Raw genomic sequence first — 10,444 nt, 5'->3', positions numbered from 1 at the left:
GCGTGTCGGCATTGTTCATGCCGTCGCGGTCATCGGTAATCGTACCTGCGCCTGAATCGGTGACATCAAAACTCTCACCGCCCACCGTTGCTGTCGCTCGAGCGTCTAGGTTAAAGGTTTCTGACCCTTCAAAAATCGTATCATCTGAAGTTTGTACCGACACCTTAATGTCACTGGCATTACCCGGTATGGTGTACGAACCRTCACCATTGGCTGCGGCGTTAAAGCTGGTCTCTCCCACCTTATAAGTCACACTCAATGGGTTCGAAGCAAAATCTGCTAACTCAGCGCTTTGTCCATCAACATCGATCGTGAATTCATAACGAACGTCACCATCCACTTCATTCGACAGAGCCACATCAAACAGCGCCGCCTGTCCTTCTACGACCGTCTCTGTGCTGACCGATAAGGTTGGCGTGTCATTATCAAGAATGACTGTGTTTTGCTCACCTTCACCCAGAGTACCAAACCCTGAAGCCACACCAACTTGAAACGTTTCATTACCTTCGAATACCGTATCATTTAAGGTTCCAACAGACACATCCAAAGATGTAACACCAATCGGAACTTCGATCGTACCATCGGGCCCAACACTAATAATTGTACCGTCGGCAGTTGTGACAGTGACGGCTGTCAAATCTTCAAGTTCAGCAGTACTCGTAGAAATCGAAAGTGTGATGTTGGTGACTTGGGTTGAGGGTTTATCAAACTCAATAACGTAATTAGCATTTTCACCTTCGTTTAACGATGAAGGACCAATTAGCGAAACTTCAGGAATAGGAACAACCTCAATATCGACTGATAAAGAGTCGGTGCCCCCATTACCATCATCGACGGTAATTATAAAAGTGTCGTTTCCATCAAAATTGTTATTGGGTACGTATGTCCAAGTTCCTGAAACTGAGTTTAGCTCTACGCTTCCGTTCGATGGCTGACTAGTTATTGAAAAAGCAAGTATGTCGTCGGGGTTTGGGTCTGTAGCAAACACCTGACCGCTCACCGATGTATCCTCATTGGTTACGAACGAAAGGTCGTCACCAATGGGGTTGCTGTTAGTGTCTGTGAAGGTCGGTGATTGTTGAAACGCTTGAAACTGATTGAGGAGGGTGAGGCTTTGTGTTGTAGTTAGCCCAAATTGACCGAAGATCCCAGATGTTTCGTAATCGGTCCCTGGCGTTGTTATTTCGGCAGTTCTCACTATGGATTCAATTCCCGAAGGACCTGATCCAACTTGACCGCCAGCAGCCGTTGCGAATTCATCCCCCAGCTCTGTTGGATCCTGCCCTTCCTCAAGAGCTGCCAAGATCTCATCAATTTCGCTCGTGATATCTTGTATGTCGTTGTCGTCATCTGCTAAGCCGATGTTTAGATTTGGCTCGCTAGGGTTAGGATTTGAAAGCACCAATTCGCCTGGCTCGACAGTGCCGCTACCGTCCAATAATCGGACGCTGCCGTCTCTTTCAATAACCAATGTTTCACCCGCAGCTAAATTACCAGCAGTTATCAACTTTTCAACACTCATTATACTTCCTCTACTAACGCTCCAAGCAGGTGTAAAAAACCGAACGAAGTCGTTAAAAGCGTTGGTTCTACAGAACCGACTTTGGTTTAAATACCAGCTATTCAAACCTAGTCAGCTTGAATAAGCTAGCAATTAATAGCAAACAAGTTTCATATTCGAGATGTCAAACACAGGTTCTAGACATAACGATAAAGTGTTACCATGCATATGTTTTATAAGTTATTTTTAATATGTACCAACAAAACAAATACATTTGCTCACATTCAGCTTAGTAGCGGCTCCCTAAAAGTGCTATTTTCAATTTTGTTTTAATCTAGTGATTCTCATTAGTGAGACACGAAGATTTGTTTGAAGTAAAAAGCGAAGATGTGTGAAAACAGACTCTAATGTTGCTTACGACAAAGTAGCCTTCAACACTAGATGTAACATTTGAAATAACTCACCAGACCAAGTTTTTAAAAACATATAGAAGGAGAGCACGCTACACTCTCCGTTTATTTATGCTTCTGTTTGTGGAAGGTTTGAGGCTGCGCCTAGCTGGGACAAAAACTTTATCCAACCTTTCGCCTGACTTGAAGGTTCAAGGCGATCAGCTTGTTTAGCTTGGAACAGAGCTTTGTCTAACTGTTCGAGTTTATAGAACACACGAGTTTTCGCTAATGCGACGGCCGCCCGCCTTCCCTCAACTTTATCAAGAACCGGAACAGATTCTTTATAATATCCTCGTTGAATAAGAAGCTGCGCAAGGTTCCAATTGTATTTCGGAGCCGTTTGCACTGCTTTCTTCCAAATCGAAATTGCCGTGTCCCACTGTTTCGCCAGTTGCCAATACGTGGCCTGCTCGACAAGCAATTGAATGTCTACCTGCGCATCCTCTAGTTGACTAATTTCGATCGCAGCCCTTTCTGGAATACCTTGTTTGGCATACAACTGAGCAAGGATTCGGCGATCATTTTGGCTTAATGCTAGGCCGTTAAGTTTAGCAAGCGATAAAGTCCCAAGGGCCTGTTTTTCTTTACCAACTTGCATTTGCAAAGTGGATAATTGTCTCCACCATTGCAGTTTTTTAGGCTCTATTTCAATTAACTGGCCTAGTGTAATTATTGCATCATGTGGAAGATTTAATGCTAACTGAGCACCTAGCATCAGAGATAGCGGTTGCAGACGATCTTGCATATCTTCGTTTAAATAGCGTTTGACCGACACGACCACATCACGCCATTGCTCCAACTGGTAATGAGATTGAGCAATACGTAGCCAAATATCATTTTGTTGATGGTCTTTGGGCACCATTTCAACCAGTTGGTAGTAATGCTTAAGTGCTTGTTTAAATTGGCGCTCTGTTAAGTAGAGATCGGCAAGCATGCGTTCACTTACCCAAGATTGTTCATCTTTTAACAGGCCGCTAGCAACGGCATACTCCATTTGTTCAATCGCATGTTTTGTTTGACCATCTTGCCAGTAAAAAACCGCCATAACTCTTGCTACAAACGCTTTATCATAATCAAACGAAGTATTGGTCTCACGTAAAACTGTGATCGCTTGCTTGAATTTTTCGTCCTGCGCCAGCTGGTTGGCCTGCTGCAGACGTCCGGCAGTGTAACGACTGAGCTCAGCAGAAGCAGAGAGAGACGAAATAAGGCACACTGCAATCAAGGCACATTGTTTAATCATTTTGATAATGTAAACTCCAATTTTACCGTCTGGCCCTGCTGAGCCACAGCCTTACCATCGACAATCATTGGCTGATATTTCCACTTCTTAATCGCATAAATAGCCTCTCGGTCGAACATATACTTGGGCTCTGATTTCTGAACTTGAATATCGACCGGCTTTCCAGTTGCATCTATAGTGAACATGACCTGTACATAGCCTTCCACTTTACGCTTTAAAGCCTTTGAAGGATAACGAGGCTCAACTCGGTAGAGAGGCATGACTTGCTGCTGAACACCAAAATCACCAAACTCCGGGGCGCTAATGGCTAAACCTTGAATACTGGTATCAAGGCCAAGTAGTGGCTTCTGCATATCAGAGATATTCGCTATGTAATTATCAACGCGTGATACAGGCTGCTGCTCTGGCATTTGAGGCGTTTGGGGTTGCTCTGGAACACTTCGCTGTCGACGTTGGGTATTAGAGTCATTCTCAACAACAAGCATATCAAACCTCAAAGGTGTCTCATCAGTTGGAGCCTGCCTATTATTAATATTGACCATCCAAGCCATTAATGTGAATACTGTTAAAGTGCATAATCCAGCGATTGGAACAGCGACAATCCAGCGCACCATTATTTTTTCTCCGCTGCGAGTGCGATATTCTTGACCCCAGCTTCTTTAGCTGCGTCCATCACCTTAACTACGGTTCCACTATAGGCATGTTCATCAGCCTGAATAACCAAAGCTGCATCGGGCTTGTCCAATAGTAAATGCTCCAACGCCGCTTGAACGCGCTCTACATCAACCACTCTCTTATCTATGTATATATCGTTAGAAGAAGTAACAGCGATAAAGATACCCGCATCTTTCTGGCTAACAGCACTACTTGCTTGCGGACGATTAACTTCAACCCCTGATTCCCTGACAAAAGAGCTCGTCACAATGAAAAAAATCAGCATGATAAACACGATATCGAGCATGGAAGTCAGATCAACTTGAGCTTCTTCCTGTTTATGATGACGTCGGCCCAATCTCATCGCTGACTCCTTAACGATTTTTCTAATTTCACTTCTCTTACTTGGCAGGCTTTGAGTAAACGAGCATGGAAAAACATGCCAAACAAAGCTGCCACCATACCCGCCATTGTCGGCAAAGTCGCCAACGAAATCCCAGAAGCCATTAGCTTAGGGTTACTACTGCCTTGGTTAGCCATCACATCAAAAACCGAGATCATTCCCGTCACTGTTCCCAAAAGCCCAAGCATTGGACAAATGGCCACTAATACTTTAATGATGTTTACATTTTGGTAAAGGTTTGTGTGGGCTTGTGCCAACCAACCATCACGAATTGAACGGGCATACCATGAGTCTTGTTCACACCTTGCATGCCAACTTTTTATCCAAGCCGCTCGGTGTTTGGGGAACTCGACAAATAAGTATATCAAGCGCTCTATCATGAGAACCCAACATAAAGCCACCACCCCAAATAACCACCATAGTAGTTGACCACCCTGCTGCATAAAGCTTTGCAAAGATATTAGCCATTGGCTTCCAGTGACTAACTCGGGCAGCATTGCAATGAATATATCCATTAAGCGACTCTCTCCAGAGATGCCTCATCGCTGACAGAGTCTTTCTCTGCTTGTTGAGCAACTAAAGAAATACCTTGTTTTTCGAGAGTATTACGAATCAGCTCAGCCTGTGAACTCAGGATATTATGGCCTAGTAAAAGTGGCATAGCAGCAACCAGACCAAGAACTGTCGTCACCAAGGCCATGGATATTCCACCAGCCATTACTTTAGGGTCACCATTACCAAATTGGGTAATCACTTGGAATGTCTCTATCATTCCGATAACCGTACCTAGTAGCCCTAACATAGGCGCCAAAGCAGCTAACAACTTAAGCATGGACAGTCCCTTTTCAAGTTGCGCTTGTTCATCAACGACAACTTCAAGTAAACGAAGCTCAAGTGCCTCAACGCTCAGGCATTTATCTTTTTTGTATACAGCTAATACACGGCCAAGAGGGTTATCTCCCGGTACCTGAGGTGACTTAAGTTGAGTTCGAATCTTTTGACGTGCTTTGGATAAAGTGATTCCCCTAATAAACGCGATAATCATGCCAATCAAAAGTAAACTAAGAATCACTTGCCCTACCACGCCGCCAGCTTTCACCCTATCCATCAAACTTGGACTGTGAGCTAGCTGTTCAAGCAACATACCGCGAGTCGGATCCAGCACAATATCCTGCATCTGACCAGAGCTAAGCTTAGAGAGAGTCGGAGTATTTTCTGGCTGTTTAGAATAAAGCTGAGCCTCACCTTTAATAGCATTCCACTTAAGATATCCAGCCTCTGAAACTAGGCCCAATGAGCCAACTCTAAGAGCCGTTTCTTTCTGTATTTCTCCTGCACCATTAACAAAACTGACCTGGGTGGACGCTAATTGGCTACTCGCTTGTATTTGCTCTTCAAGTGCTTTCCATAACCCAGTGAGCTGCTGCATTGAAGGTAATTCTGTCGCAGCGGCAACTTTTTGTACAATATCTCTATAGTTTTGTGCATCAGCAGAAGTAACTGAGCTATTTAACTCAGATTCTAATTGCTTCGCATTTTGTCGCACGACTCCAAACACTTCGCCAAGACTTCCCGTCTCAAGTCGAAGCTTTTCTTCCAATTTAGCAAGATTTTTTTCGTTGTCTGAAAACTCAGCAACCAATTCATCATTGTGTTTTTGGATACTATTACGCTGCTTAAGAAGCGATGCTTTAAGAGATTTAAGCTCTTTCTCTGTTTGTTGAAACGTGGACTCACGCTTTTGGTTGTGCTGACCTTGGCTAACACTTTCAACTTTTGCTTTGCTAACGATGTCATTATTTGAATAGGCTGAAAATGGCAAGACCGATAGAGTCAAAAGACAAATCATTAGTTTAGATTTCATTTATTTTGACTCCAAAGTTTGTGATAGGGGTAATGTGAGTAGACTTGGCGCCGCTTGCTTAGTAGCAACATTAAAGGCTTTGTCTAGATCCGGTTTAATGGAGCTATCAAGCGGTAGCCATTGGTTTTGTAATTGATCCCATACCCATGATTTAGTGCCATCCAAACTGCGTGCAACTAAAGAGACTCTCCCAAGGTGAAGAACTTGTACTTGACGAAGGTTTCCATCCACTGAAATCTTACCTTGATAAGTTCCCAGTTTTACGCCGTAATCAAGTTCTATCTGATATGCTTCAAGAATTCTTCGATACTTTTCCGCATCGCTCACATCGGCGCGTACCATCATTTTTTCAAGCTTAGAAATACGCTCTAGTCGCGTGTCCTGTTTTATTGGAAGGTCGGATTCTACAAAGTCTTTTAATCCAGATATCATTTGATACATAAGAGGCACGACACCTTGACGTGTGTTGTTGATCTCTTCAATTTGACTTTCTAGGTTTAACGCTTCTTGCGACTGGCTCTCGATCAGAGCTGTAAGGTGATTTTGATATACTTGTAAGTTTTTAATCTCTTCCTTAAGCTGATCGATATCTCCTCGAAGGATGAGAGAGTTCTCTGCGACAGTATCTATTCGTTTTTGGCTAGATGCCGAAGCCGTATTGGTACTTAGTTGGATGGACTGCGCATTTTCAAAGCTTGTTGCGACAGTACTGGTGCTAAATGATGCAAGGATCACCACAAGGCTGGGAGTTATTAGTTTCATAGTGTGTCTATTTCTGGCGCAGCTCAATTACTTATTGAGACGCAATCTCATTTCCATTTATGCGTATGTTAACGTGATTGAGCAAAATTTCAATCAGCTATATGGCTATTACTCAATATAATCTCTCAAATAGCCTGAGCTGAACAATTTTAACCCAACTTTTAAGCAAGACACAGAATAATAACATTAGTGAAAATAGAGGTTTATTACTTTTCCGCAAAGCCAAACAACCATACAGAGCTAAGAAGGCTGCGAAGTTTAACTTTTGTTGCCCTCCAATGCGTCGCTGGCGTGCTTGGAGCCACACTAATAAGGTGTTGGTAGTCATTTTCATCGAGTGTTACTTCACCACTGTGAGCAAGTAACAAGGTTTTAGGCTTCATGTTGTAAACCCGCTCAAGTGATTGGCGGTATTTATTGGGATGAAAAATTGGAAAAGGAGCAATTAATCGCTTTTTGACTTCCACTATTAAGTCGGCAACATAAAGAATATCTTGCTGCTTATGGTAAACAGATAAATCTCGATCTGTGTGGCCAGGAGTTTCCAATACTACCCAGTCTTCAAAATGAGGCACAGGCTGACTATCATTTAGCGTGACATCAGGCTGTAAGTACCTTGGGTACCAAAGTGATCTCTTAGGCTTCTTTAGTCTTCCAGCCACCCATCGAGCAAGTATTAAGTCAGTGAAATGCATAAGCATACCGTCAAGCCCTTCATACCACTGCTTGCTCTTATTCGCCGACACCAAGATACACCCCGTAAGGTCTCTGAGTTTATGTGCGGCTCCAGCATGATCCGGATGCATATGTGTAACGATAACCACTTTAAGGTTTGAAAAAGGCTGGCCGATTTCATCGGTAATATAACGTTCAATATAGGGAATATCCGCTCTACTCGCGCCATCTAAAAGCATGAGTTTATCGTCATATTCCACAAGATAAATTTTTTGGATGTAACCATTAATAGCATGTAGCTTCATGTTGTAACACAGTATTAACAAACCTTAACCAGTTTAATTTAGCAACCCATGTTTAATTGAGAAGCTTATAAGCTCCAGATCGTGAAGTCAGACCAGTTATTCATGATGCTACTTTGAGGTAAATAAGCTCGAAAGTCGCCCGCCAGTTCGATAAAAAACCAGCGAAAATAAGATAAGACCGCACCCTAAAAGCTTATTAAGTGATAGCTGCTCACCGTACCAAAGAATGCTTAATATCACTGTCCAGATAGGCTCAAGCAGCATAATAAGTGCCGCACTCGCGGGGTTACAATGCTTCTGCCCTGCTGTTTGCATCACATATCGAATACTGGTCGCAAGTAGTGCACTAGCTGCAAACCACCACCAAATATGAATATCGACTGAAGTAGGAATCGTTTCTACACAAAGTGATACCAGCAAGGCAATCGCCCCCGTCGAAAATAGCTGGACACATGTTAACGTTAATACGGGCAGTTTTTGCACCAAACGACTGTTGACATTAAAGTGCAGAGCCAACAGACAAGCATTCGCTAAGAACCACACTTGCCCACTCGACGCCTGCCAAACATCTTGCAGCGATAACAAAGCAAGTCCAGAGACGGCTATCGGCATAGAAATCCAAAATGCACGTATAGGTCGCTCTTTAAATATTACCCAAGCAATAATTGGGACGATAATCATAGATAAACTGACAATAAAAGCACCTTCACCAAGTGTATCACTTACCGTAATCGCATGTATCCATGCTAATAAAGCAGCCGATAAGATGCTGCCCGCACCTATAGCTTGAAGAAGTTGTCTCGCGGTGAATAAAGATAAAGATTGATAACAAAATGGAAGTAAACAAATAGACGCGACTAAAAATCTAAGCCCTACAAATCCAAATGGCGGTAAGCCTTGAACTGTCTCCTTTGAGAAAATCCACCCTAAGCCGGCTAACATTGTAGTCCCAACTAAAATCCAAGTTGCTTTACTATCTGCGTTCAATTTCGCTACTCTTAAATAACTTATCTGCTAAATTATGATGTCTGATAGTGTCAGATCTGGGTTTAAAATGCGATGAAAAGCCAACCTAGAACGTGGTCTAACACGGTTGAGCATTAGATATAGGAAAAATAATGAAGATCATTGGTCATCGCGGGATTGCAGGACACTACCCTGAAAACACCAAAATTAGTATTCAAGCCGCCGCAAAATTAGGGCTTGAGTGGGTCGAAGTCGACGTACAACCAACGAAAGACAATATTTTGGTTATTTGTCACGACCATACCATTGACCGATGCAGTAACGGCAGTGGGCGCATTGACGAACAGACGCTCGCAGAACTTCGTCAATTTGATTTTGGTGCCAAATTTGGTGACCAGCCTGACCAACAATCCATAATGACTCTAGAAGAATTACTTTTGCTGGCTGATGAATTAAACCTAAAACTCAACTTAGAATTAAAAGTAGACCGACACGATAAAGCGCATGTTGCTCAACTTTTGAAACATGATTTAGAGTCTTCACCCCTTTACACTGATTCAATTCTACTTTCTAGTTTTGATCATGCGACATTAGTCAAGCTGCACGTCGTATTACCTGATTATCGAATTGCAGTACTAACAGAAAAACTGCTTCCCCGAGATATCAAATTGTTGGAAACAATATCGGCATTCGGTTGTAACCTCAATTATCGGTTTGCAACTGAAAAAGATGTTCACAAACTTCAACAACAAGGCTATCAAGTCTGGTGCTATACCGTAAATCGGCCATCAGACATCCAATCCCTTAGCAATTTAGATGGTATTTTCAGCGATTACCCAGAGCGTTTTTTAGACCAGTCACCTGAAAACGCGAGAGATTAACCATTCATAAAACCGGTTAAGATCACATATTTGTTTATTAAACATCTATTGCAAACATTCTAATAAATCTTTATTTATTATTAAAATTCATTAGGTTAAGTTTAACCTCACCCCATAATCATATAAATACAAAACCATCACTAATGAAGGTTTTCTCTTGATCCTTGTAAATAAAACAACTACTGTTTATGCATACAGTATTGGATATAAGGACAGTATTGATGTTTGATTTAAATACAACCAATCGCTTGGCAGTAGCACACTATCATTGGGCAGATCAAAGTGAATCCATCAAACGCCTAGCTGGACTGTCCGATCAAAAGCAATGGATACTATTTACTGCAGAATGCCCTAGACCAAGCTTGGGTATATTCAGCGCCTATAACGTGAACTGTGGAAATATGATTCATTTGAAACCCTCAAAGACTTTGTGTGAACGTGCCATCGTCGAGAAGGCAATAAAATCACGTAATGCCAGTGCAATTGTCGCTTCTAATAAAATAAGTATATTTGATCAAAAGGTGCTGAGTGATTTGGCCGCTGAGTATGGTTGTCAGGTTATTTTTATTGAGCAAGGACACATGCATTACCACTAACATAGAACACCGATGGATATCACCGGATAGTTATCCCTCTTATTTATCCGTCCTACCCATCCGCACAAAATGCAAACGTTTGCTTTTTTGTGGCAGCCTGCGTTATTTCTGGTATGATTCAATCCAAATCGATTATATGCGT

11 protein-coding genes are annotated in these 10,444 nt (G+C 42.4%); 2 read left to right on the top strand and 9 right to left on the bottom strand.

Annotation, left to right across the window (positions count from 1 at the left end; all coding sequences use genetic code 11):
- The 9 genes from DPF90_RS20240 to DPF90_RS03670 form a co-directional block, all read right to left on the bottom strand.
- Nucleotides 1-1,522: Ig-like domain-containing protein (locus tag DPF90_RS20240; RefSeq protein ID WP_205395156.1), on the bottom strand; the 1,522-nt coding region annotated here is incomplete at its 3' end.
- Between the two features lie 498 nt (nucleotides 1,523-2,020).
- A complete protein-coding gene (locus tag DPF90_RS03705; RefSeq protein ID WP_114784809.1) occupies nucleotides 2,021-3,196 on the bottom strand; it encodes a tetratricopeptide repeat protein in 1,176 nt (391 codons plus the stop codon).
- Nucleotides 3,193-3,810: an energy transducer TonB gene (locus DPF90_RS03700; protein WP_114784807.1), complete on the bottom strand. Its 618-nt coding sequence runs from the start codon at nucleotides 3,808-3,810 to the stop codon at nucleotides 3,193-3,195. The genes DPF90_RS03705 and DPF90_RS03700 overlap by 4 nt, the downstream gene beginning before the upstream one ends.
- Nucleotides 3,810-4,214, bottom strand: coding sequence for an ExbD/TolR family protein (locus tag DPF90_RS03695; protein WP_114784805.1), 405 nt, complete (start codon nucleotides 4,212-4,214; stop codon nucleotides 3,810-3,812). The genes DPF90_RS03700 and DPF90_RS03695 overlap by 1 nt, the downstream gene beginning before the upstream one ends.
- Nucleotides 4,211-4,768: a MotA/TolQ/ExbB proton channel family protein gene (locus DPF90_RS03690; protein WP_114784803.1), complete on the bottom strand. Its 558-nt coding sequence runs from the start codon at nucleotides 4,766-4,768 to the stop codon at nucleotides 4,211-4,213. Before DPF90_RS03690 ends, DPF90_RS03695 begins: the two co-directional genes overlap by 4 nt.
- Nucleotides 4,768-6,117 (bottom strand): MotA/TolQ/ExbB proton channel family protein, encoded by a 1,350-nt coding sequence (locus tag DPF90_RS03685; protein WP_114784801.1) that lies wholly within the window; start codon nucleotides 6,115-6,117, stop codon nucleotides 4,768-4,770. Before DPF90_RS03685 ends, DPF90_RS03690 begins: the two co-directional genes overlap by 1 nt.
- Nucleotides 6,118-6,879 carry a DUF3450 domain-containing protein gene (locus DPF90_RS03680; RefSeq protein ID WP_114784799.1) on the bottom strand — a complete coding sequence of 254 codons (762 nt, stop codon included), beginning with the start codon at nucleotides 6,877-6,879 and terminating at the stop codon, nucleotides 6,118-6,120.
- Between the two features lie 206 nt (nucleotides 6,880-7,085).
- Nucleotides 7,086-7,859: an MBL fold metallo-hydrolase gene (locus tag DPF90_RS03675; RefSeq protein WP_114784797.1), complete on the bottom strand. Its 774-nt coding sequence runs from the start codon at nucleotides 7,857-7,859 to the stop codon at nucleotides 7,086-7,088.
- Nucleotides 7,860-7,967: 108 nt separating this feature from the next.
- The gene (locus DPF90_RS03670; RefSeq protein ID WP_114784795.1) at nucleotides 7,968-8,846 is read right to left on the bottom strand and encodes a DMT family transporter; all 879 of its coding nucleotides are present in this window, start codon (nucleotides 8,844-8,846) and stop codon (nucleotides 7,968-7,970) included.
- A 131-nt stretch (nucleotides 8,847-8,977) separates the two neighbouring features.
- Here DPF90_RS03670 and DPF90_RS03665 point away from each other — a divergent pair, with 131 nt between their 5' ends.
- Both DPF90_RS03665 and DPF90_RS03660 read left to right on the top strand, forming a co-directional pair.
- A complete protein-coding gene (locus tag DPF90_RS03665; RefSeq protein ID WP_114784793.1) occupies nucleotides 8,978-9,706 on the top strand; it encodes a glycerophosphodiester phosphodiesterase family protein in 729 nt (242 codons plus the stop codon).
- Between the two features lie 221 nt (nucleotides 9,707-9,927).
- Nucleotides 9,928-10,302, top strand: coding sequence for a hypothetical protein (locus DPF90_RS03660; RefSeq protein ID WP_114784791.1), 375 nt, complete (start codon nucleotides 9,928-9,930; stop codon nucleotides 10,300-10,302).
- The last annotated feature ends 142 nt before the right edge of the window (nucleotides 10,303-10,444 follow it).

This window comes from Vibrio tetraodonis (assembly GCF_003350295.1).
GTDB classification, from domain to species: Bacteria; Pseudomonadota; Gammaproteobacteria; order Enterobacterales; family Vibrionaceae; genus Vibrio; species Vibrio tetraodonis.
Note: the sequence above shows the minus strand (reverse complement) of the source record. Positions and strands in the feature narration are given on the sequence as shown.